Source organism: Ochrobactrum sp. P6BSIII (genome assembly GCF_014138065.1).
Taxonomy (GTDB): domain Bacteria; phylum Pseudomonadota; class Alphaproteobacteria; order Rhizobiales; family Rhizobiaceae; genus Brucella.
In genome coordinates this window covers 32122-54636 of record NZ_JACGXB010000005.1, presented here as the reverse complement: position 1 = coordinate 54636, position 22515 = coordinate 32122, and the positions used below count along the sequence as shown (strand labels likewise).

The window sequence follows — 22515 nt, the reverse complement described above, 5'->3', positions numbered from 1 at the left end:
GGTCTCCCCGGTGGTAAATTGAGTGTAGGCGTAAGTTTAAACAAAGAAAACTCCGATCTTTCACCAAAGACCGGAGTTTCAATACTTAATTCAGTGCCAGATTAGTTTCGGAAAGCCTGTGCTGACGATCGTGCCCTTCTTGCCGTCGACAATAGCGGGAATGTCAGCCAGTGCGCCGATGGCGGCGGAGTTTCCCGTCGCCTTGGCGAAGTTACAGGCGGCATCCACCTTTGGTCCCATGGAGCCTGCCGGAAACTGATATTGCGAGAGCGCTTCCGGGGTTGCTTCGTGGATGCCCTTTTGCGTCGGCTTGCCCCAGTCGGTGAAGACTGCCTCGGCATCGGTCGCCATGATGAAGAGGTCGGCGTTGAGTTCACGCGCCAGAAGTTCACTGGCCAGATCCTTGTCGATGACAGCCTCCACACCGCCAAGCGACCGCTCCTTGCCTTTCTCATACATGGTGGGAATGCCGCCGCCGCCCGCGCAGATGAGAATGGTGTCCTTTTCAAGCAGCCATTTCAGCGGGCGTATTTCGAATATCCGCTTCGGCAGCGGCGATGGAACAACCCGTCGCCATTTGTCGCCATCCTGCTTGAAAGCCCAGCCTTTTTCGCCACGAATACGGTCGGCATCGTCTTTCGAATAGACCGGGCCGACGAACTTGGTCGGGTTCTGGAAGCCGGGGTCGTCGCCATCCACCTCAACCATGGTGAGGACGGTGGCGATGGGAATATCGAACGGCAGAACATTGCCAAGTTCCTGTTCGAGCATATAGCCGATCATGCCTTCCGTCTGGGCGCCAAGCACGTCCAGCGGATAGGCTTCGTCGGGCTTGTAAGCTGCGCCCTGCAAGGCAAGCAGCCCCACCTGCGGACCGTTGCCATGGGTGATGATGACCTGGTGGTCCTTGGTGATCGGCGCGATGGCCTCGACAGCAGTGCGGATATTCTTGCGTTGCACCTCGGCTGTCATTGGCTCGCCGCGCCGCAAAAGGGCGTTGCCGCCCAATGCGATGACGATGCGCATCCTCAATCTCCAATCGTTGCCACAAGCAGGGCCTTGATGGTGTGCAGGCGGTTTTCCGCCTGTTCGAACGCGATATTGGCGTGGGATTCGAACACTTCGTCCGTCACTTCGAGACCATCCGAAATGCCGAACTGATCGGCGATTTGTTTGCCCACCACGGTTTCCGTGTCGTGGAAGGCAGGCAGGCAGTGCATGAACTTTACCTGCGCGTTGCCCGCGGCTTTCATCAGCGCTGCGTTGACCTGATAGGGCTTCAGGAGCTTGATGCGTTCGGCCCAGACTTCCTTCGGTTCGCCCATCGACACCCAGACATCGGTATGGATGAAATCCACATCCTTGACCGCAGCCTTGACATCATCGGTGATAGTCAGCTTTGCGCCCGACGCCGCAGCGAGTTCCTCGGCGATCTCCCGATACTCTTCGGCAGGCCACAGTTCCTTCGGTCCACAAATGCGCACATCCATGCCCATCAGGCAGCCGACGATCATCAGCGAATGGCCCATATTGGAGCGCGTGTCGCCAACATAGGCATATTTGATCTGGGGGATCGGCTTGTCGCTGTGTTCCCACATTGTCAGCACATCGGCCAGCATCTGGGTCGGATGGTATTCATCAGTCAGGCCGTTATAGACCGGTACGCCCGCATATTTAGCCAGTGTTTCCACGCCGGTCTGGGATGAGCCGCGATATTCGATGGCGTCATACATGCGGCCCAGAACACGCGCGGTATCCTTGAAGGATTCCTTGTGGCCAATCTGCGAACCCGCAGGGTCGAGATAGGTGACATTGGCGCCCTGATCGGAACAGGCGACCTCGAAGGCGCAGCGCGTGCGTGTGGAGGTCTTTTCGAAAATGAGGCAGATTTCCTTGCCCGACAGGTGTTTTTGTTCGGTGCGGGCATATTTGGCGCGCTTCAGATCGCGTGCCAGATCCAGCAGGAAGCGAAACTCGCGCGGCGTGTAATCCTGCACCGTGAGAAGGGAACGATTGCGCAGATTAAAGCTCATGATACGTCTCCAAAACTATATAACGTTGCGATGAGTGTCCGGTGATCAAACCGGATCGCGCCAGATGGGGCAGGTCATGCAATGCCCGCCGCCTCGACCGCGGCCAAGCTCCGAGCCGCGAATGGTGATGACTTCAACGCCGGCCTTGCGCAGCAGCGTGTTGGTGTAGGTGTTGCGGTCGTAGGAGACCACCACGCCGGGTTCCAGCGCTACGACATTGTTGCCGTCGTCCCACTGCTCGCGCTCGGCTTCATAAGCGTTGCCGCCCGTTGCGACCGAGCGCAGTTTCTTCAGCTCAAGCGCTTCGGCGACCACTTCCAGAAGATGCTTGGTTTCCGGCCGGACAGCGATTTTGCCATCGTCGCCGGGGTAGATGCTGAAGCAGCGGATCTGGTCCACCACTTCGCCAAAAATGGTCACGAGGTCGCGGTCGCAGAAGCTGAACACCGTATCGAGATGCATGGCCGCGCGGCTCTTCGGCATTACGCAAGCGATGACGCGGGTCGCGGCGTTTGCTGCAAACAGCGCTTCGGCTACCTGGCCGACGGCCTGATAGGTCGTGCGTTCGCCCATGCCGATTAGCACGGTGCCATTGCCGATCGGCATGACGTCGCCGCCTTCCATCGTGGCATTGCCGTGGTCGGCGTCGAAGTCGCCCCACCAGATCTTGAAATCGCCATCCTTGAATTCCGGGTGGTATTTATAGATTGCACGCTGGATCAGCGTTTCCGGCTGACGTGCTGGCCAGAACATCGGGTTGACCGTCACGCCGCCATAAATCCAGCAGGACGAGTCGCGCTGGAAAAGCGTGTTGGGGATTGGCGGAATGATGAATTCCGTGCCGCCCAGCACGTCGAGCATCAGTTCCTTGCCCCATATATCGGGAAGGTCGGAAACGGCCACGCCGCCAATGAGAAATTCGGCAAGGTTTTTCGACGGCAGTTCGTCCAGCCATGGGCGCATGGAGTCGGCAACATTGCGTCCCACCTGATTGGCGAGAATGCGCCGGTCGAGCACGAACTGCCGCGCTTCCTTGTCGTTCAGCGTTTCAGCGAGCAGGTCCTGCATTTCCAGAACTTCCACGCCGCGTTCGCGCATTTTGAGCACGAAGTCGAAATGGTCCTTCTGGGCTTCGTGGACCCAGATAACGTCATCGAACAGAAGGTCATGGCAATTGGCTGGGGTCAGTCGTTGATGGGCCAGCGAAGGGCTGCAAACCATCACCGTGCGCAGCTTGCCGACTTCCGAATGCACTCCAAATTGTCTCATCTCGATGCTCCTGTTTGAAACCAGTGGTCTGGGTGGGATGGCTTTGCTGGTCCGGTTGCGTCATCTTGAAAGCCGGCAAAGGACCGTTCCCACGGATGAACATGTCAGAACGGTGTGATGACCCCTGTCCACATCAGATAGATGGCGACCAGAGCCAGCAGGGTAATGCCTGCTGCTATCCACACTTCGTATCCTTCGAAGATCGGCTCGCCATGTTCCTTGCGGGCCTTCGCGTAAACCAGAATGCCGGGTGCAAAGAGCACCGTGCACATCAGCAGGAAGCTTAATCCCGCTGCATAGACGAGCCAGACGCCATAGAGGGTTGCGATCAGGCTCACCCACAGGTCGCGACGCCGCGCCTTGCTGTTGGCGCTATAGGTTTCGCCGCTGAGCGCAAGTTTCAGGGCGAAAGCGCCTGAGAACACATAGGGCGGCAGAATGGCGACCGACGCGATGAAGTAGAAGAACTGGTAGGCGCTTTCGGAAAAATAGGTGAGCAACAGGAAGAACTGGATCGCGAGGTTCGTTGCCCATAATGCGTGGGCGGGCGAGCCGTTCTTGTTCTCGACTGCAAACCATTTCGGGAAGGTGCCGTCACGACCGCAGGAAAACGGGATTTCCGCGCAAAGCAGCGTCCACGACAAAAAGGCGCCGCCAACCGAAATCAGAAGGCCGACATTGATGAGCAGCGCACCCCAATGTCCGACAAGCGGCTCGAAGACACCTGCCATGGATGGCACTTTCAGTCCGGCCAGTTCCGGCTGGCTCGTCAGGCCGGTCGACAGCAGCGACACCAGCACATAGATGCCGAGCGCTCCAAGGAAACCGATGACGGTTGCGCGTCCCACATCCTTGCGGTTGGCCGCGCGGGCTGAATAAACACTGGCACCTTCGATGCCGATGAACACCCACAGGGTCACCAGCATGGTGCTCTTGATCTGGTGCGTGATGCTGCCGAGGGTGGCTTCTTCACCGCGGCCCCAGAAATTGAAGGTGAACTTGTCCCAGTGGAAGGCGATGATGGCGATCAGGATGAACAGCATCAGCGGCACCAGTTTCGCAATCGTGGTGACGATATTGACGAATGACGCCTGTTTGATGCCGTAAAGGACGAGCGTGTGGATCAGCCAAAGGCAGATGGATGCGCCGATGATCGACGGCAGGTTGGAGCCGTCGCCAAAGACCGGGAAGAAGAAGGAGAGCGCCGAGAAAATCGCCACCGCATAGGCGACATTGCCGAGAAAGGCGCTGAGCCAGTACCCCCAGGCGCTGTTGAAGCCAATGAACGACCCGAAACCGGCCTTGGCATAGGCGTAGGGTCCGGCATCGAGATCGGGACGGCGATTGGCCAGCGATTGATAGACCTTCGCCAACATCAACATGCCGATGCCGGTGATGATCCAGCCGATAATCACCGCGCCCGGCGATGCTGCCCGGGACATGTCCGATGGTAGATTGAAGACGCCCCCGCCAATCATCGACCCAAGAACGAGCGCAATCAAAGGAAACAATGTCAGTTTGTGCGGTTCTTTTTCCACCGCAACCTGTCCGCTGTGCGTATCGGCCATGCAATTCTCCAATCGTGCGCGATTATGAGCATGAAACGAAATTTCACAGACAATGATATGAGAGCTAATCTCGCGTCATTGATCTCGATCAGCGGTATAATTAATATTTATCAACGGCATTTTGGCTGGATTTCGTAAGTGAAATAAGTGCAAATTAAATAAAGTCAAGAAATTTTATCAACTTAATTCCGACCAGATATTCCTATGTCAAATTTATTTCTGTAATTTGACTTTTAACCAGCTAAATACTGCAAAAAATAATTTTGGTTTTATGTATATATGTCAAACAATATTTATTCTTTTCGAAAAAACTCTGAGCGTCGGTGGCGGTCACGCCACGCACGCTGGTTTTTCCGTGTCATCCTCAATGCCATTCATTTTTTCACGCGATACGCAATTAAAACCGCCTGCGACCAAACCCGTGGTTGGCTACAGGCAGGGCAATAAATCAGTAAATTCTGATTGAGAGCTATAGCAGCGATACATTTTATCAATATGGTTTTCTTAAAAAAATTCGTGTGGTCCGGTTTTTCCAGATCGCGCGGGTGTAACCTTCGCAAGTGCGCTAAACTTAATTAGCGCCCTTGCGAAGGTTATGACGTTTCGAAGAGTTTTCCGGTGACCCGACTTCGTGATGCGCGCTTTCGATCTCAGCGGTTACGAAACTGTGGCGGGCGCTTTTCGGCGAAAGCGTTCATGCCCTCACGGCGGTCATCCAGCGCAAAGGTTGAGTAGAGCAGGCGGCGTTCGACATAAATGCCTTCCTGCAGGTGGGTCTCATAAGCCTTGTTGACCGCTTCCTTGGCCAATTGAACAACAGGTTGGGAATAGGCCGTAACCTTGGCGGCAAGCTTCACCGCCTCCACCACTTGTGTGCCTGCTGGTACTACGCGACTCACCAATCCCATGCTTTGTGCTTCCGCGGCCGAAAGCGCGCGGCCGCTCAGAATCATATCCATCGCCACGGCTTTGCCGACGATCCGGGTCAGGCGCTGTGTGCCGCCAGCGCCGGGAATAATGCCGATAGAGGTTTCCGGCAGCGCAAAGCGCGCAGTTTCGGACGCGATGATCATGTCGCACATCATGGCGATCTCGCAGCCGCCGCCAATGGCATGGCCGGAAACGGCGGCAATCGTCGGCTTGCGCACCCGCGCCAGTCCTTCCCAAGTCGAGGTGATGAGCTGCTCCTCATAGACTTCGGCGAAAGTCTTGTCCTTGATTTCCTTGATGTCTGCTCCGGCGGCAAAGGCCCTGTCCGAGCCGGTTATGACGATGGCGCCAATAGCCGGATCGGCATCGAAGGTGGCTGCGGCTTCTGAAAGCTCGGCGGTCAACTGCCGGTTCAGCGCATTAAGCGCTTCCGGGCGGTTCAATGTGATGATGCCGACCTGTCCTTCGACGGTGACAAGGATATTTTCATAAGACATGAGAACCTCTCGGCAAGTTCAGGCGATGCGGACCAGAATTTTGCCCATGCGGGCCGGATCTTCGAGTTGGGCAAAGGCAGCAGGTACATTCTCCAGCGTGACGGCGCTGTGGATCAGCGGTTTAAAACCGCCCGTCTCCCAGGCGCGGATCAGGCGGACAAACTCTTCCATGCTGCCCATGGTTGACCCGTGAATGGAAATCTGGCGCACGAACAGGCGTTGAATGTCGGCGGAAGGGTGAGCGCCTGTCGTCGCGCCACAGGTGACGAGGTGGCCGCCGCGCGCAGCACTGCGCAGGCTTGCGCCCCATGTCCGTTCGCCGACATTGTCGATGACGAGATCGGCGCCTTCGCCGCCGGTCAGGCGCAGAACAGTCTTCGGTACATCCTCGTTACGATAGTCGATGACCTCGACGCCGAGATTGCGGAAATGATTGAGCTTGTCATCGCCGGATGTGGTGACAATAACGCGCGCGCCAGCCATGCGGGCAAGCTGCATGGCCGCATAGGCAACGCCGCCGCCCGCACCCTGGATCAACACCACGCTGCCGGGGCCGGTTGGTGCTTTGCCGAACACCATGCGCCATGCTGTCAGATAGGCGACGCCGAGGACGGCGGCCTGATCGATATCCGCCTCGTTGCTGATCTTGACCAGAGATCGCGCCGGCAGAACCACTTCTTCAGCAAAAGTTCCATGGCGATGCTCGCCGAGAATGCGCGCCGAATGGCAAAGCGGCTGGTCTCCGGCAAGGCAGGGGCGGCAGGTGCCGCAAAATTCGTAAGGATAGAGTATGACGCGGTCGCCTGCGGTCAAGCTGCTGTCCTGCGGGGCTTCAAGCACTTCGCCCGCACCATCGACGCCCATGATCAGTGGGAGGTCATGGGTAATGCCCGCGCCATTGTCCCGCATATAAAGATCGACGCGATTGACCGAGGCGGCAAGCATCCGCACCCGCGCAAAGCCCGGTGGGCAAGCCGGGCTTGGCGTATCCATATAGGCGACGCCAGCTGCGCCGCGCTCTTTCAAAACAATGGCTTTCATGATCGATCCTCCCGCCAAAGAAGGTAAATATATTTACTCAAATTATCAAGCTTCTTTCACCGTAGCGCCTAAATAACGGCTTTAAAAGCCTGTTGCCTCAAACGGCATATGGGTATAAATGACAATATATTGCCATACATGGGAGGATATCATGGCTATGGATTCCGATACGCTGGCGCAATTTCTGGATACGCTGCGCCGTTTCGTTGATGACAGGCTGATCCCGGCGGAGGCTGAAGTGGCCGAAACCGACGCCATCCCGGCGGATGTTCTAAGCGAGATGCGGGAAATGGGCCTGTTTGGCCTGACCGCGCCGGAGGAGTTTGGCGGCCTAGGGCTCACGATGGAGGAGGAGGTGCTGGTCATGTTCGAGCTGGGGCGTGCCGCTCCTGCGTTCCGCTCAATTTTCGCCACCAATGTCGGCATAGGAATGCAGGGCATCGCCATTGATGGTACCGATGAGCAGAAGGCAAAATACCTGCCGCTTCTCGCCTCGGGTGAACTGACCGGCTCTTTCGCGCTGACCGAGCCGGATGTCGGTTCGGACGCGGCTGCGGTCAAGACAACGGCGCGCAGGGATGGGGATTTCTATGTGCTGAATGGCACCAAGCGTTTCATCACCAATGCGCCGCATGCGGGTTTGTTCACAGTGATGGCGCGGACCGATCCGACGCAAAAGGGTGCGGCGGGCGTGTCGGCCTTTGCTGTTGAGCGCGGTACGCCCGGCCTCTCTACTGGCAAGCCGGAAAAGAAGATGGGCCAGCAGGGCGCGCATGTCTGTGATGTGATTTTCGAGGATTGCCGGGTGCCCGCTTCCGCACTGATCGGAGGCGTTGAGGGGCAGGGCTTCAAAACGGCCATGAAGGTGCTCGACAAGGGGCGTCTGCATATCGCTGCCGCCTGCGTTGGTCTGTCGGACCGGATCATCGACGACATGCTGGATTATGCAGTGAACCGCCGCCAGTTTGGCAAGCCTCTGTCGGATTTCCAGCTCTTGCAGGCGATGTTCGCGGATTCAAAGGCGGATGCCTATGCGGCGCGCTGCATGGTGCTGGATGCGGCGCGCAAGCGCGACGCAAAGCAGAATGTCAGTGTTGAGGCATCCTGCGCCAAGATGTTTGCCTCGGAAGCTGTGGGGCGTATTGCTGACCGCAATGTGCAGGTGCATGGCGGCAACGGCTATATTCGTGAATATCGCGCCGAGCAGCTTTATCGCGATGCGCGTCTGTTCCGTATCTATGAAGGCACGACGCAAATCCAGCAGATCGTCATTGCCAAGGCGCTTGTTGCAGGCGCGAAAGAGCGGGCCGGTCTGTAACCCCGATGCAGAAGGCGGCGGATTGATCTGCCGCCTTTATTCTATTCGGCAGCGTCTTCGGTTGAGGCTGCTTCGGGGTCGATGGCTTTGAAATTGTGTAGCATCTTGTCGAGGTAATGCAGCATGTGGATCTTGTCCTCGGTCGAGAATCCGTCCAGCGCTTCCTCGTAATAGCCGGTGATGACGGGGCGCATATTTTCGTCCCAGAGGCTAAGCCCCTTTTCAGTCAGCCGGATGAGGCGGGAGCGATTATCGGTTTCCGATACGGCGCGCTCGATATAGCCGAGACTTTCCAGTCGTGACAGGACGCCCGCCAGATTTTGACGGCTGACCAGCAGGAAGGTGGCGAGATCGCCCACCGCGACGCCATTTTCAAAATTCGTGCGCGTCAGCGCGCCGAGCACGGCCCATTGCTGGGTGGTGATTCCATATTCTTCGAGCGCGCGCGTGCCCGTTTTATGCAGCATGTTGGCGCACTGATACATCCGGAAGAACAGCCGGTTGCTGAGACCTAGGGACAGGTCGGTAAATTTTGCGCGCTCTTTTGTGGTCTTTGTCATGTTTTCCGCTTCGGTTGTCGGCGACAGAGTGTACGTCCTTCGACTTTAGGTCAAGAGAGTGTGGCATATAAAATAACGTAAATATATTGACATAAATTTCCGCTGGTTGTAACCATTTCAAATGGGAGTTTGATCCGAGGTTCGGAGCTGACTAAGGCGATAAATGCACTTATAACCGTAGTTATAAGGCATTGCACCGTTGGTCTGCCATTGGGAAGGAGGACGCCATGCGTGGCCTAAAAGGTAAAGTAGTTGTCGTAACTGGCGGCGGCGGTGGGATTGGCTCAGCCACTTGCCTGCGTTTCGCCGAAGAAGGTGCACGTGTTGTCGTTGCCGACATCAGTGCGGATGCTGCCGCAAAGGTCGTGGATGTGATCAAGGCCAAGGGCGGCGACGCAACGGCGATGATCGTGGACCTGACAAATTTCGATGCGACGGGTGCGGCAGTAGCCAAGCTTGAGGCCGAATATGGTCCGGTCGATGTGCTGGTCAACAATGCCGGTTGGGATCTGTTTGTGCCTTTTCTCAAGTCCGAACCGGACTATTGGGCGAAGATCATCGACATCAATCTGCGTGCCGTCCTGAACATCACCAAGCCGGTTCTGGCCTCGATGGTGGCGCGTGGCAACGGCGGTCGTGTCGTGTCGATTGGCTCAGATGCAGGTCGCGGCGGCTCGTCGGGTGAGTCAGTTTATTCGGCCTGCAAAGCCGGTGTGATCGCCTTCATGAAAACGCTGGCGCGCGAGCATTCGCGCAACAACATCACCTTCAACACGGTCTGCCCCGGTGTGACCGAAACGGCCATGCTGGAAAACTTCATGGAAGCGGCGGGCGACAAGGAAAAGCTGCGTACTGCCTTTGCCAAGGCTGTTCCGCTCGGTCGTCTTGGCCGTCCGGACGATCTGCCCGGCGCGATTGTATTCCTGTCGAGTGACGATGCGGCCTTCATCACCGGACAGACGATTAGCGTCTCCGGCGGTCTGACGATGCACGGCTAAGCATTTGCGGCCGGGCGGTAGCGCCCGGCGTCGCAAAATGCCTCAGAACAAGAAGTTTGAGCAGGTTTCCCGATTTGATCGGGATGCTGTTTGCAGGAGGAAGCCATGACTGAATATACCGATATTCTCTATGAGGTTCGCGGCGGTGCGGCATGGATCACCATCAACCGTCCCGACAAGTACAATGCCTTTCGCGGTCATACGATTGACGAGCTGATTCATGCTTTCCAGAAGGCAGGCTGGGACAAGTCCATTGGCGCCATTGTGCTGACGGGCGCTGGCGACAAGGCGTTTTGCACCGGCGGAGATCAGTCGGCCCATGACGGGCAATATGACGGTCGCGGCGTGATCGGCCTGCCGGTCGACGAGCTGCAATGCCTGATCCGCGATGTGCCGAAGCCGGTGATCGCCCGCGTCAACGGTTTTGCCATTGGCGGCGGCAATGTTCTCGCCACGGTTTGTGATCTGACTATCGCGTCCGACAAGGCGCAGTTTGGACAGGTTGGCCCCAAGGTCGGTTCCGTCGATCCGGGGTTCGGGACCGCTTATCTCGCCCGCGTCATCGGTGAAAAGCGCGCCCGCGAAATCTGGTATCTGAACAAACGCTATACCGCGCAGCAGGCACTGGAATGGGGCCTTGCCAATGCGGTTGTCCCGCATGAGGAGCTGGATGCGGAAGTGGATCGCTGGGTGGCCGAGCTGATGGAACGCTCGCCGACCGCTCTGGCGCTCGCCAAGCTTTCGTTCAATGCCGACAGCGAAAACATCCGGGGCATCGGTGCGCTCGGTATGCGTGCTCTGTCGCTCTATTACGATACCGAGGAAAGCAAGGAAGGCGGCGTCGCCTTCCGCGAAAAGCGCAAGCCTGATTTCCGCAAATTCGCGAAATAAGTCCGCCCAGCTAAAACCGGTCGGCGCGCCTGTTGCGAGGCGCGCCGCATATCCGGCGCAGACAACAAACATATGCAGACGTCTATCTGGGAGGAGGGACCAATGCTGAGCATTTCAATGCCCCATAAGCGCCTTTGCGCCTCCTCGTTGACGTCCGGGTCAGTGAGGTAGCCATGTATCCGACCATTTTCGATACCGATGAGATCAACGCACTGCGCGACCTCGCCCGCAAGTTCGCAAGGGACCGTCTTGCGCCGGGTTATCAGGCGCGGGAAAAGTCGGGCGCCTTCGGCCCTGAGCTGGTGCGCGAAATGGGCAGCCTTGGCCTCATCGCCCCTGAACTGCCGGAAGAATTCGGCGGGCTCGGTTCCGGTGCGCTCTATTCAGGCGTCATTATCGAGGAAATCGCCCGTGGCGATTTCAACATGGGCTATATCAATGTGCTCGCCTCGCTGAACGGGCAGATACTGGCGAAGTTCGCCAACCCCGAGATCAAGCGGGAATGGCTGCCGAAGCTCATCGCAGGCGAATTGATGCTTGCCATCGCGCTGACTGAACCGCGTGGCGGATCGGATGCCGCCAATCTTGGCCTCAAGATGGAGCGCGACGGCGACCACTACGTCATCAACGGTGAAAAGACGTCGATCTCCGCGGCTGATCAAGCCAAGGGCGCAGTGGTGTTTGCCCGCACCGGCAAGCCGGAAGACAAGGCACGGGGCATCTCGGCCATTTTCGTGCCGATGGATTTGCCCGGCATTTCCACCACGCGTTTTGTCGATGTCGGTCAGCATGCGATCGGGCGCGGCTCGATCTTCTTCGACAATGTGCGGGTGCCGGTGGATCATCTGCTCGGCGAAGAGGGCAAAGGCTTCGTGCAGGTCATGCAGGGCTTCGATTTTTCGCGCTCGCTGATCGGCCTGCAATGTCTTGGCACTGCCCGCCAGTCGCTGGATGAAGCGTGGGATTACATCAAGGAACGCAAGGCCTTCGACAAGCCGCTGGCGGCATTTCAGGGCATCACGCATCAGCTTGCCGATTTCGATACCAAGGTGGAGGCAGCGCGGCTTCTGTCGCTCAATGCGCTGTGGCTCAAGGATCAGGGCATGCCGCATGTGGCCGAGGCTGCCATGGCCAAGTGGTGGCCGCCGCTTCTGGCCTATGAGGCGATCCATGCCTGCCTACTGATCCACGGCCATGCCGCCTATTCCAACGAACTGCCGTTCGAGCAGCGCCTGCGCGATGTGCTCGGCCTGCAGATCGGCGACGGCACCGCACATATCATGAAAAACATCATCGCACGCGAACGTGCGGGAAGGGCCGCTGTCAGCGGCTGACAATGCGCCGACAATGATTGGGAGGAGGAAACCATGAAATTCGACGCTGTGCTGATCGAGCCCCGCCGCGCGAAGATGGAGGCCGAAGGCTTCTGGCCGGGCAAGACATTGCTGGACTATTTCGAAGATTGCCTTGAAGCCAAGCCCGATGCGCTGGCGATGACCAGCATTGCCGTATCTTCGGGCGCACGACGCGACCTGACCTGGAAACAGATGGAGGATCTGTCCTGGCGCGCAGCGGAGGGGCTGCGGCGTCTTGGATTGGGCAAGGACGATGTTCTGGCCTGCCAGTTGCCCAATTCATGGGAGTTTGTCGTTCTCTATATCGCCTGCCGACGTCTCGGCATCGTCTTCAACCCGGTCATGCCGATCTTCCGCGAGCACGAGCTGCGCTTCATGCTGAAGCATGGCGAGGTGAAAGCCTTTGTCGTGCCGAAGGTGTTCCGCGATTTCGACCATGAAGCCATGGCCGCAGGTTTGCGCCCCGATCTGCCGGATTTGCAGCATGTGATCGTGGCGGGCGGAGCAGGCGACAATAGTTTCGACGCACTGCTGATGGACCCTGCATTCGATAATGCGCCGGGTCTGCGTGATTACTCCCTGACGGTGCGTGGCGACGCCAATGATGTCTGCCAGCTGATCTACACATCCGGCACGACCGGCGAGCCGAAAGGCGTGATGCACACCGCCAATACGATGTATTCCAATCTGGTTGCCTATGCCGCCCGTCTTGGGCTTGGCACGGACGATATCGTCCTGATGGCTTCGCCGATGGCGCACCAGACCGGCTTCATGTACGGCTTCCTGATGCCGTTCATGCTGCAAGCGCGCATGGTCCTGCTCGATCTCTGGGACAAGGCGCTGGCCGCAAGGGTGATTGCGGAAGAGCGCGTGACCTTCACCATGGCCTCCACACCTTTCCTGATGGACTTGTCCACCGCGGTTGAGGACGGAGGCACGGATGCGTCTTCCCTGCGTATTTTCCTCTGCGCAGGGACAGCCATTCCGGGTCCGCTTGTCGAGCGTGGCAATCGCATTCTGGGGGCGAAGGTGATTTCCGCCTGGGGCATGACGGAAAACGGCGCAGTGTCCGTCGTGCCGCCGGAAGACCCGGATGACCGTTCGGTGAATACCGACGGTCCAGCCTTGCCTGGCATGGAATTGCAGGTGCGCGGGTCTGATGGCAAACCCGCCCCGGCGGGTCACGAAGGTGAGCTTTTCGTGCGCGGCTGCTCGAATTTCGTCGGCTATCTGAAGCGTCCGCAATGGAACAATACCGATGCCGACGGGTGGTTCGACACGGGCGATATCGCGCGCATGGATGCGCAGGGCTATATTCGCATCTGCGGTCGTTCGAAGGATGTGATCATTCGCGGCGCGGAAAATATTCCCGTCGTTGAGGTGGAAGCGCTTCTCTACAAGCACCCCGCCGTGCAGCAGGTGGCCATTGTCGCTTATCCCGACGAGCGTCTGGGTGAACGCGCCTGCGCTTTCATCGTCGCGCGGTCTGGTCAGACGGTTGATTTCGACAGTATGATTTCGTTCCTTGGTGCGCAGCATCTGGCGCGCCAGTATTTCCCCGAGCGTCTGGAACTGCGTGACCGTCTGCCTGCGACGGCATCCGGCAAGATCCAGAAATTCGCGCTGCGCAACGAGTTGCGTGAAGAATATGAGAGGAACCGCAAGTGACCATAAACAGTGCCAACCGCATCGCCGGACCGCGTGTCGTCGTAACAGGTGCTGGAGGCCCGATGGGCCGCGCCATCATTCGACGGCTCGTTGCGGACGGCGCCCGGCAACTGGCGCTGACCGATATTTCCGGCACAAGGCTTGGCGAAACAGCCGCCCTGTTGTCGGAGGAATTTCCGGAACTGAATATCGTAACCCTGCGCGGCGATGTGACCGTGACGGCGGAAGCGGAGGCTTTCGCTGCGGAGGCGCTTAAAGCCTTTGGCGGTATAGATGTGCTGGTGAACACGGTTGGCGGCATTCGCTCTTCCCAGCTTTACACGCCCTTTCTGGAAATGGACGAGGCGCGGTTTCGCGCCACGCTCGACCTCAATCTGATGGGCAGTTTCCACCTGATCCGCGCCTTTGCGCCGGGCATGCTGAAGCGCGAGGTTGGACGGATCGTCAACTTCGCATCGGTGGTGTTCGGCGGTGAGGGCGGGCAGGCGGATTATGCGGCGGGCAAGGCGGCGGTCGCCTCGCTCACACGCAGTCTGGCGGAAGAATTTGCGCCCGCGATTACCGTCAATGCCGTTGCGCCGGGGCTGACGCGCACATCCGTCACGCAAACCATGCCCGCCGAAAACGCCGCGCGGCTGGTGTCGAGAGCCTATAACCGGCGCATGGCCGAGCCGGAGGAAATTGCCGAGGCGGTCGCTTATTTCGCTTCGGAACCGGCCCGTTTTGTTACGGGCGAGATCATGGCCGTTTCTGGCGGCTTCCATCCTCATTTGTAAAGAGCGTGTCCCATGTCCGTGTCTATGTCCGATCCGGTCCACCTGTCTATCGATGACGGCATTGCGCTGATCACCATCGATAATCCGCCCGTCAACGTCACATCGCGTGCGGTGCGTGAAGGGCTGATGGCGGCGCTGGACGAGGCACAGGCGGCAGGTGTCGGACGGGTTGTACTGACTGGGGCGGGCAGGACTTTTGTGGCCGGGGCCGATGCGAAGGAATTTTCTGCGCCGCCGCAACCGCCGCATCTGCCAGATATTGTCAGCCGTATCGAGACCTTTCCGGTGCCGGTTGTTGCCGCCATCAACGGTGCGGCGCTCGGTGGCGGGTTGGAGCTGGCGCTGGCCTGCGCTGTGCGCATTGCAGCGCTGAACGCAACGGTTGGCTTGCCGGAAGTAACGCTCGGCGTGGTGCCGGGTGCTGGTGGCACGCAACGTCTGCCGCGACTGGTCGGGCTGGAGAATGCGCTGTCGCTGATCTCCGAAGGCAAGGTGATCGGTGCCGCTGAGGCGGAAAAGATCGGCCTTGTCGATGCTTTGGCCGACAATCCGGTGGAAGCAGCGCGGCGCTATTCCTGGCTGGAACGCCCGGCGACCGGCGCACTCCGTGGCCCTGTGCTCAACAACGCTGCAATCGAAGCGGCCCGCAAGCAGGTGGCAAAACGCAGCCCGAACCAGATTGCGCCGCAAAAGGCCATCGATCTGATCGAGGCGTCATGCACGCTGCCTTTGAATGACGGGCTGGAGCAGGAGCGCGCCGTCTTTCTGGAGTTGAAGTCCAGCGATCAGGCGGCCGCTTTGCGCCATGTCTTTTTCGCCGAGCGCGCAGCGATGGGACAGGGCAAGACTGGCGGTGCGGATATCACCTCCGCCGTGGTGGTTGGCGGCGGCACGATGGGGGCAGGCATAGCCTATGCGCTGGCCGGGCTTGGCATCGATGTAGCGCTGGTCGAGACCGATGAAGCAGGCGCGACGCGCGCCCGCGCCAATATCGCCAAGCTCTACGGCGAGGCGGTCGCGCGCGGAAAATCCACACCGGAAAAAGCCGAAGCGGATCAGGCTGCGCGGTTCAGTTTCCATGTCGGCTATGATGCATTGCCCGCAGCCGATATTGCGATTGAGGCGGTGTTTGAGGATATCGATGTCAAACGCGCAGTCTTTACGGCGCTCGATGCCGCCTTGCCGGAAACGACCATTCTGGCGACCAACACGTCCTATCTCGACATCAATCGTATCGCCGAAGTGGTGCGCAATCCCGCCCGTTTTCTGGGGTTGCATTTCTTCAGCCCAGCCCATGTGATGAAGCTTCTGGAAGTGATCCGCGCGGATGACACCAGCCCGGAAACGCTCGCGACAGCCTTGCGCCTTGCCGGGCGGATGAAGAAAATCCCTGTATTGGCCGGTGTTTGCGACGGTTTCATCGGCAATCGCATTCTGACCCGCTATCGCCAGACCTGCGATATCATGCTGATCGAAGGCGCGTTGCCCGCTCAGATTGATACCGCCATGCGCGGCTTTGGTATGGCGATGGGTCCATACGAGGTGCAAGACCTCTCTGGTCTCGACATTGCCTATGCCAACCGCAAACGTCTGGGCTGGAAGACCAAAGCGGGTTTTCGCTACATTCCCATTGCTGACCGCATCGTGGATGAGACGGGTCGCCTCGGTCGCAAGACCAATGCGGGCTGGTACGATTACGATGGCGGCAAGACGACGCCTTCGGCGGTGATCGACGCCATCATCATCGAAGAATCAAAGCGCGCTGGCATTGAGCGCCGCGCATTCAGCGACGAGGAAATCGTTGCTCGCGCGACCACAGCGATGGTCGAGGAAGGCTTCCGCATTCTGGAAGAAGGTATTGCCGCACGTTCCGCTGATATCGATCTGGTGATGATCTACGGCTATGCATTCCCGCGCTGGCGCGGCGGGCCGATGCATTGGGCGGAGCATGTCGGCTTGCCGGAAATAGAGCGGCGCATCGCGGAATATGCGACCAAGGACCCGGCCTCATGGGGTGTGCCGAACCTGCTAGCGCAAGCTGTTGCCGAAGGCAAGCGGCCGGACGAGCTTTGAGGGCAAAATATGCCCTCAAAGCATAAGTGGAATGTTTAGCGTGCCAAACCTGCATCCTGCAGAAACTTGACCGACGGCATGATCTTGCTTTTGTCGCGCAGTTCGAGGATCAGGCGCGGATTGCTTTCGAGCTCAGCCAAAGCTGCGAAAACGCCATGCCAGCGGATGGTGCCTTCACCGATGCCCCAATGGCGATCGGCATGGCCATCCGCATCCTGCAGATGGACGTGCTGCAGGCGATTGTCCGCACGGCGGATAAAGTAATCGACCGGATGCGCGCCAAGCGAGCCATAGGCGAAATGGGCATGGCCGGTATCGACTGAAACCGCGACCGATGGTGACTGGAAGCTGTCTGCGAGCAGGCAGCGCGCGTCGGTGTCGATATCCTCGATATTCTCGATCACCAGCGTGCAGCCGATTTCCTCGGCACGCTTGACGACCGGCGCCAGCGTTTCATGGGCATAATCCACGATCTGCGGGCCGCTTTCCGGGAAGTTGTCGATATTGTTATAGGTCCAGAAATTGTAAGGGCTGTGAATCACCATCTGCGTTGCGCCGATGAATTCACAGACCTCCAGTCCCTGAAGATAACGCTCAGTGACGATCTTGCGAATGTCTTCGTCCTGATTGGAGAAGTTGAGACCCCAGAATGGACCGTGGATGCCAAGGCGGCCCTTGTAACCGTCGAGCAAGGTCTTGATGCGGCTTGCTGGTGTCTTCCAGTCGGCTTTCAGGAGAGCAACATGGACAAAATCCTGTATCTCCAGATCGCGGTTTTCCGACAGGATGAAATCGAGATTTTCTTCGAGATAGGACAGCGGGACGGCTGCGCCGAGAAGCGGCAGGTCGGACATAATCAATTTCCTGGATTGACCGGAAGCCATAAGGATAGAGCGGTTCTGCCTCGCCTCCGGATTGATGTGCAGGCAGAACCCTCGTTCAGGGGATATGTGTCAGGCTGCGGCTTCAGCCAGTGCCAGACGCGATGCGATCGCCAGATCAGGATTGTCGGAGGTGATGTAGGCAACGTCACGCTCAATCCAGCGGTCGATCAGTGCGCGATTATTGAGCGTCCAGACACCAAGGCGATCCTTGGGGAACAGCGACGTGATGCGGTCGAATTCGGATTCGAAGAATTCGTGGTGCACGCCCACATAACGGACCAGAGGTTCGACGCTGCGGAAGAAGGTTTCCAGTCCGCCATTGCGCTCCACCCATTGTGCGTTGAGCGAGATCAGACGGTCAATTTCCGGCGCGATTTTCGCGCAATGTTCAACCACGCTGCGGTCGAAGGAATGCAGCACAACATGATCACCAATATTGCGGGCGCGGATGATTTCCACGGCCTTTTCCACGAGGCCATCATAGGGCTTGCCGTCGGCGCCGGACTTGAGTTCGACATAGAGAAGCACGTCCGGCCGCTCGGCGAAGACATCGAGCACTTCCTCAAAGGTGGGGATGTGATCGGCGGTAACAGTGCCCTGTTCGTCTTTCAGCCGTATCGCAAGGCGACCGGCATCATCGAGCGCGCGAACGTCACCGGAGCCGGTGGTGGTACGGTCAAGCGATGCGTCGTGGATGACGAGAATTAGCCCGGCATCGGTCAGGTGAAGATCGAACTCCACGCTATCGATGTCGAGCTCCAGAACATTGCGAAAGCCGGTGAGCGAGTTTTCCGCCCAAAGGTTACGAGCGCCGCGATGGGCCATGATCTTTTTCATGTCTTATGTCCTTACTGAACGGTCGGGTCGAGCTTGTCGCGAAGCCAGTCACCCAGAAGCGAAATGGAGAGGGTGGTCAGAACGATCACCAGTGCCGGAGCCAGCATTATCCACGGCGCACGTGTCAGATATTCGCGCGCGAACCCAACCATATTGCCAAGCGACGATTCTGGCGGCTGAACGCCGAGACCAAGAAAGGAAAGACCGGATTCCATCAGGATGATTTCCGGGAATGTCAGCGTCATCGAGACGATCAGCGTCGAGGCGACATTGGGCAGGATATGACGGAAATAGACACGGAATGGTGTTGCGCCGAGCTGCACCACAGCGCTGGCATAGCCTTGCGCCCCGGCGGAAATGGCAAGGCCGCGTGCGATACGGGCGTAACGCTCCCAGCCGTAAAAACCCATCAGGCCGATCAGCAGCGGCATGGAATTGCCGAAGAAAGCGAGCACCGCAAGCGCCAGCACCATGAAAGGCAGGGCGGCCTGAAAGTCGGCCAGCATCAATACAATGTGCTCGACCCAGCCGCGAAAGCGGGCGGCCAGAAATCCCAGCAAGGTGCCGAAGACCGCTGATAGGATCGTCGCGCCAAAGGCAATCACCAGCGAGACGCGGATCGACTGGATCAGGCGCGAATAAACATCGCGGCCCAACTCATCTGTGCCGAGCCAGTGTCCGGGTGATCCCACCGGGACAAGCCGCGCCATCAGGTCCATCTTGGTGATGGAGTGGGGTCGCAGATAGTCGGCAAAGATCACAACGAACAGCATCAGCGCAAGCCAGAAACAGGCAAAGGCGACGCTCATTGGCATGGTGGTGCGCAGGCGCGTGATGAGCGCGGGCGCCTTGACGGCTGCGGTGGGGGAAAGAGCGGTGTCGGTCATTGCGTCCACCTCAATGCGCGGCTTTGGTGCGCAGGCGCGGGTCGAGAACGCCGTAGAGCACATCGACCACGAGATTGGAGATCACCATGCAGCTTGCGATAATCAACAGCAGGCACTGCACCACGGCGAGGTCGCGATTGGCGACAGACACCACCAGAAGGCGGCCAATGCCGGGCCACGAGAAGATGGTTTCGACAACCACAGCCCCGGCGATCAGTGCGCCGACCATGAAGCCGACGATGGTGACAATCGGTACGGAGGCGTTGGGCAGAGCGTGTTTCCACACCACATCGTTCCAGCTGATCCCCTTGGCCGATGCCGTGCGGATATAAGGCTGCCCCAGCACTTCGATCATGGCCGAGCGTGAGAAGCGCGCCAGAACCGCCGTGCCGCCAATAGCAATGGTGAGGGTCGGCAGAATGCCGTGAATCCATGTATCGCTGCCGCCGGATGGCAAGACACCTAGTTGCACCGAGAAGATCAGCACCAGCACCAGGCCGAGTACGAAAGACGGCACGGTGAAGCCGAGGATCGACAGGGTGATGACGCCACGGTCGGCGATGCCCTGACGGTGCAGTGCGGCATAGACGCCTGCCGGAATGCCGAGGCAAAGTTTGATGATAAGCGCTGGAATGGTGATCTGGAGCGTGGCGGGCACACGTTGCAGCACCAGATCGATAGCCGGTGCCTTGTCGCGCATCGAGATGCCGAAATCGAAGCTCAATATGCCCTTGAGATAGGACAGATATTGCAGCCAGATCGGGTCGTCGAGGCCCCAGGCCTTGCGGAAGGCATCGATGGATTCCTGCGGTGCATCGGGGCCGAGCATGATCTGTGCCGGGTCACCGGACATGCGCAGCACCACGAAGGCAAAGGTCATCACCAGAAAGACGGTGATCAGCGCGCGGAAAAGACGGGACGCTATGAAGGTAAGCATGGGTGCCTCACGCAGCGCTTTTCGCCGGCTCAACGAAGTGACAAGCCGTGCGCCGGTCAAAGCCGGTTGTTTCCAGATCGGGCATCGTCGTCGGGCATTGAAAGCCCGCCACCGGACACCGGGGGTGAAACACGCAACCGCTTGGGCGGTTTGCGGGGTTTGGCGGTTCACCCTTGAGGATCATGCGCTGGTTGAATTTTTTGCCCGGTACGGGAACCGAAGACACCAATGCCTTGGTATAGGGGTGCTGGGGCGTTTCGAAGATCACGCCGGAGCTTGCCTCTTCGACGATCTTGCCGAGATACATGACGGCGACGCGGTCGCAGATGTTGCGCACAACTTTCAGATCGTGGCTGATGAACACCATGGCGATGCCATGTTTCTCCTGAAGATCGCGCAGGAGATTGACCACCTGCGCCTGAATCGAAACATCGAGCGCAGAAACCGGTTCGTCGCAGACCAGCAGCCTTGGGCTGGTTGCAAGGGCGCGGGCGATGATGACGCGCTGGCGCTGGCCGCCGGACAATTCATGCGGATAGCGCTCGCCCTGATCGCGGCGCAGCCCGACAGATTGCATCAGTTCGCTGACACGTTCCTTCAGTTCCGCGCCGGAAGCTAGCCCATGAATTTGCAGGGGCTCGCCGATCTGTGCCGCAATCGGCAGACGGCGATCCAGCGCCGCCAGCGGGTCCTGAAAGACGAGCTGCATCTGGGCCCGCAGCTTGCGCCAGCCGGCGGTGTGGCGGCGCGGCAGTGGCTTGCCGTCGAACAGAACCTCGCCTTCGGTGGCGTCGTCAATGCCGAGCAGCATGCGTCCGAGCGTGGACTTGCCGCAGCCGGATTCACCGACGATGCCAAGCGTCTCGCCGGGCTGAACGCGTAGGCTGACGCCATCCACGGCCTTGACCGGATCGGCTTTCTTGAACAGCCCGTCGCTGCGGTAAACCCGTACCAGATTGTTTGCTTCGAGCAGGAAACTCATGCCAGAGCGCCTTCTGTCGGGATTGTGCGGCTGTGATAGAGGTGTGATGCCGCGCTTTCCGCATGGGGGTGGAAACAGGCGACCTTCTGGCCGTTTCGCATCAGAAGATCGGGCATCGCTGTTGTGCATGTTTCGCTAACTTGCGCGCAGCGCGGTGCGAATGCGCAGCCTGTCGGCAGATTGCGCGGATCGGGTACGGTGCCGGGAATGGCGCGAAGGCGCTCGCGCCCGCCATCAAGGCGCGGGATGGCTTCGAACAATCCGCGCGTATAGGGATGCTGCGGTCGGTCGAACAGCTCGACCGTCGTTCCGCTTTCAACGATACGCCCGGCATACATGACACAAACGCGTTCGCATATCTGGCTGACCGCGCCGAGATCGTGGCTGATGAATACCACTGCCATACCGGTTTCGCGGCGAATCTGGTCCAGAAGATCGAGAATTTGCGCCTGAATGGTTACATCAAGGGCGGTGGTGGGTTCGTCGGCGATGAGGACGTCAGGCTGACCGGCGAGCGCGATGGCGATCATCAGGCGCTGGCACTGGCCGCCGGAAAACTCATGCGGATAGAGATTGAAACGACGCGCTGCATCGGGGATGCCGACGCGTTCCATCAACTGAATGGCTTCGCTGCGCGCGGCCTTGTCTTTCAGGCCGCGATGCAACGACAGCGATTCAACGATCTGATGGCCGACTTTCTTGACCGGATTGAGCGACGAACTCGGATCCTGAAAGATCATGGCGATACGCCCGCCGCGGACGCTTTCCTTGACGGAGCGGGCGGAGCCGACCAGCTCCTGACCGTCAACCTTGACCGAGCCTGACACGGAAGCCTTGCCGGGGAGAAGCCCAAGGGCTGCAAGCCAGGTTACCGATTTTCCGCAGCCGGATTCACCGACGAGGCCCAGCGTTTCACCGCGGCTCACGTCGAGATCGATTCCGTGCAGAACCTGTACGCCGCTGAAAGAGACCTTCAAGTCCCGGATGGAGACGAATGCCACGGTCGTCCCT

20 protein-coding genes are annotated in these 22515 nt (G+C 58.8%); 7 read left to right on the top strand and 13 right to left on the bottom strand.

Annotated elements, in window-relative coordinates:
- Positions 1-90: 90 nt before the first annotated feature.
- The 6 genes from arcC to FHW00_RS08410 form a co-directional block, all read right to left on the bottom strand.
- Complete coding sequence (gene arcC, locus FHW00_RS08435) at positions 91-1026, bottom strand: carbamate kinase (protein WP_078338367.1); 936 nt, start codon at positions 1024-1026, stop codon at positions 91-93.
- A 2-nt stretch (positions 1027-1028) separates the two neighbouring features.
- Entirely contained in the window at positions 1029-2033 is a 1005-nt protein-coding gene (locus tag FHW00_RS08430; protein WP_078338368.1) for an ornithine carbamoyltransferase, read from the bottom strand.
- A gap of 45 nt (positions 2034-2078) precedes the next feature.
- Entirely contained in the window at positions 2079-3302 is a 1224-nt protein-coding gene (arcA, locus tag FHW00_RS08425) for an arginine deiminase (protein WP_078338369.1), read from the bottom strand.
- Positions 3303-3406: 104 nt separating this feature from the next.
- Positions 3407-4870, bottom strand: coding sequence for an arginine-ornithine antiporter (gene arcD, locus FHW00_RS08420; RefSeq protein ID WP_078338370.1), 1464 nt, complete (start codon positions 4868-4870; stop codon positions 3407-3409).
- Between the two features lie 650 nt (positions 4871-5520).
- Positions 5521-6297: an enoyl-CoA hydratase-related protein gene (locus tag FHW00_RS08415; protein WP_078338371.1), complete on the bottom strand. Its 777-nt coding sequence runs from the start codon at positions 6295-6297 to the stop codon at positions 5521-5523.
- A gap of 18 nt (positions 6298-6315) precedes the next feature.
- On the bottom strand, positions 6316-7338 hold the full coding sequence (locus tag FHW00_RS08410; RefSeq protein ID WP_078338372.1) for a zinc-binding dehydrogenase: 1023 nt from the start codon (positions 7336-7338) through the stop codon (positions 6316-6318).
- A gap of 151 nt (positions 7339-7489) precedes the next feature.
- Here FHW00_RS08410 and FHW00_RS08405 point away from each other — a divergent pair, with 151 nt between their 5' ends.
- Positions 7490-8656 carry an acyl-CoA dehydrogenase family protein gene (locus tag FHW00_RS08405; protein WP_078338373.1) on the top strand — a complete coding sequence of 389 codons (1167 nt, stop codon included), beginning with the start codon at positions 7490-7492 and terminating at the stop codon, positions 8654-8656.
- Positions 8657-8697: 41 nt separating this feature from the next.
- Here the strand turns inward: FHW00_RS08405 and FHW00_RS08400 are convergent, their stop codons facing one another.
- Entirely contained in the window at positions 8698-9216 is a 519-nt protein-coding gene (locus FHW00_RS08400; protein WP_078338374.1) for a MarR family winged helix-turn-helix transcriptional regulator, read from the bottom strand.
- A gap of 227 nt (positions 9217-9443) precedes the next feature.
- Here FHW00_RS08400 and FHW00_RS08395 point away from each other — a divergent pair, with 227 nt between their 5' ends.
- The 6 genes from FHW00_RS08395 to FHW00_RS08370 all read left to right on the top strand — a co-directional run bounded on the left by FHW00_RS08395 (position 9444) and on the right by FHW00_RS08370 (position 16977).
- The gene (locus tag FHW00_RS08395) at positions 9444-10214 is read left to right on the top strand and encodes an SDR family NAD(P)-dependent oxidoreductase (protein ID WP_078338375.1); all 771 of its coding nucleotides are present in this window, start codon (positions 9444-9446) and stop codon (positions 10212-10214) included.
- A gap of 105 nt (positions 10215-10319) precedes the next feature.
- Positions 10320-11105, top strand: coding sequence for a 2-ketocyclohexanecarboxyl-CoA hydrolase (badI, locus tag FHW00_RS08390; RefSeq protein WP_078338376.1), 786 nt, complete (start codon positions 10320-10322; stop codon positions 11103-11105).
- A 173-nt stretch (positions 11106-11278) separates the two neighbouring features.
- The gene (gene aliB / locus FHW00_RS08385; protein ID WP_113534360.1) at positions 11279-12439 is read left to right on the top strand and encodes a cyclohexanecarboxyl-CoA dehydrogenase; all 1161 of its coding nucleotides are present in this window, start codon (positions 11279-11281) and stop codon (positions 12437-12439) included.
- Between the two features lie 33 nt (positions 12440-12472).
- On the top strand, positions 12473-14128 hold the full coding sequence (gene aliA, locus FHW00_RS08380; RefSeq protein ID WP_078338377.1) for a cyclohexanecarboxylate-CoA ligase: 1656 nt from the start codon (positions 12473-12475) through the stop codon (positions 14126-14128).
- The gene (locus FHW00_RS08375; protein ID WP_139364367.1) at positions 14125-14904 is read left to right on the top strand and encodes an SDR family oxidoreductase; all 780 of its coding nucleotides are present in this window, start codon (positions 14125-14127) and stop codon (positions 14902-14904) included. Before aliA ends, FHW00_RS08375 begins: the two co-directional genes overlap by 4 nt.
- A gap of 12 nt (positions 14905-14916) precedes the next feature.
- Complete coding sequence (locus tag FHW00_RS08370; RefSeq protein WP_445557916.1) at positions 14917-16977, top strand: FAD-dependent oxidoreductase; 2061 nt, start codon at positions 14917-14919, stop codon at positions 16975-16977.
- Between the two features lie 35 nt (positions 16978-17012).
- Here the strand turns inward: FHW00_RS08370 and FHW00_RS08365 are convergent, their stop codons facing one another.
- From FHW00_RS08365 to FHW00_RS08340, 6 genes are all read right to left on the bottom strand, one after another.
- On the bottom strand, positions 17013-17831 hold the full coding sequence (locus tag FHW00_RS08365; RefSeq protein ID WP_078338379.1) for a sugar phosphate isomerase/epimerase family protein: 819 nt from the start codon (positions 17829-17831) through the stop codon (positions 17013-17015).
- A 99-nt stretch (positions 17832-17930) separates the two neighbouring features.
- Positions 17931-18698, bottom strand: a complete 768-nt coding sequence (locus FHW00_RS08360) for a glycerophosphodiester phosphodiesterase family protein (RefSeq protein WP_078338380.1) — start codon at positions 18696-18698, stop codon at positions 17931-17933.
- An 11-nt stretch (positions 18699-18709) separates the two neighbouring features.
- Positions 18710-19585, bottom strand: a complete 876-nt coding sequence (locus FHW00_RS08355) for an ABC transporter permease (RefSeq protein ID WP_078338381.1) — start codon at positions 19583-19585, stop codon at positions 18710-18712.
- A gap of 10 nt (positions 19586-19595) precedes the next feature.
- Positions 19596-20522: an ABC transporter permease gene (locus FHW00_RS08350; protein ID WP_078338382.1), complete on the bottom strand. Its 927-nt coding sequence runs from the start codon at positions 20520-20522 to the stop codon at positions 19596-19598.
- A gap of 7 nt (positions 20523-20529) precedes the next feature.
- A complete protein-coding gene (locus FHW00_RS08345; protein ID WP_078338383.1) occupies positions 20530-21504 on the bottom strand; it encodes an ABC transporter ATP-binding protein in 975 nt (324 codons plus the stop codon).
- Positions 21501-22505: an ABC transporter ATP-binding protein gene (locus tag FHW00_RS08340; protein WP_078338384.1), complete on the bottom strand. Its 1005-nt coding sequence runs from the start codon at positions 22503-22505 to the stop codon at positions 21501-21503. The genes FHW00_RS08345 and FHW00_RS08340 overlap by 4 nt, the downstream gene beginning before the upstream one ends.
- Between the last annotated feature and the right edge of the window lie 10 nt (positions 22506-22515).

Bases quoted from the DNA above. Each gene is read 5' to 3' on its own strand.
- FHW00_RS08405 (WP_078338373.1), top strand. From the start codon at position 7,490: ATGGCTATGGATTCCGATACGCTGGCGCAATTTCTGGATACGCTGCGC.
- FHW00_RS08345 (WP_078338383.1), bottom strand. From the start codon at position 21,504: ATGAGTTTCCTGCTCGAAGCAAACAATCTGGTACGGGTTTACCGCAGC.
- FHW00_RS08365 (WP_078338379.1), bottom strand. From the start codon at position 17,831: ATGTCCGACCTGCCGCTTCTCGGCGCAGCCGTCCCGCTGTCCTATCTC.
- badI (WP_078338376.1), top strand. From the start codon at position 10,320: ATGACTGAATATACCGATATTCTCTATGAGGTTCGCGGCGGTGCGGCA.
- arcC (WP_078338367.1), bottom strand. From the start codon at position 1,026: ATGCGCATCGTCATCGCATTGGGCGGCAACGCCCTTTTGCGGCGCGGC.
- FHW00_RS08415 (WP_078338371.1), bottom strand. From the start codon at position 6,297: ATGTCTTATGAAAATATCCTTGTCACCGTCGAAGGACAGGTCGGCATC.
- FHW00_RS08410 (WP_078338372.1), bottom strand. From the start codon at position 7,338: ATGAAAGCCATTGTTTTGAAAGAGCGCGGCGCAGCTGGCGTCGCCTAT.
- FHW00_RS08360 (WP_078338380.1), bottom strand. From the start codon at position 18,698: ATGAAAAAGATCATGGCCCATCGCGGCGCTCGTAACCTTTGGGCGGAA.
- FHW00_RS08355 (WP_078338381.1), bottom strand. From the start codon at position 19,585: ATGACCGACACCGCTCTTTCCCCCACCGCAGCCGTCAAGGCGCCCGCG.
- arcA (WP_078338369.1), bottom strand. From the start codon at position 3,302: ATGAGACAATTTGGAGTGCATTCGGAAGTCGGCAAGCTGCGCACGGTG.
- FHW00_RS08370 (WP_445557916.1), top strand. From the start codon at position 14,917: ATGTCCGTGTCTATGTCCGATCCGGTCCACCTGTCTATCGATGACGGC.
- aliB (WP_113534360.1), top strand. From the start codon at position 11,279: ATGTATCCGACCATTTTCGATACCGATGAGATCAACGCACTGCGCGAC.
- aliA (WP_078338377.1), top strand. From the start codon at position 12,473: ATGAAATTCGACGCTGTGCTGATCGAGCCCCGCCGCGCGAAGATGGAG.
- FHW00_RS08400 (WP_078338374.1), bottom strand. From the start codon at position 9,216: ATGACAAAGACCACAAAAGAGCGCGCAAAATTTACCGACCTGTCCCTA.
- FHW00_RS08430 (WP_078338368.1), bottom strand. From the start codon at position 2,033: ATGAGCTTTAATCTGCGCAATCGTTCCCTTCTCACGGTGCAGGATTAC.
- FHW00_RS08395 (WP_078338375.1), top strand. From the start codon at position 9,444: ATGCGTGGCCTAAAAGGTAAAGTAGTTGTCGTAACTGGCGGCGGCGGT.
- arcD (WP_078338370.1), bottom strand. From the start codon at position 4,870: ATGGCCGATACGCACAGCGGACAGGTTGCGGTGGAAAAAGAACCGCAC.
- FHW00_RS08350 (WP_078338382.1), bottom strand. From the start codon at position 20,522: ATGCTTACCTTCATAGCGTCCCGTCTTTTCCGCGCGCTGATCACCGTC.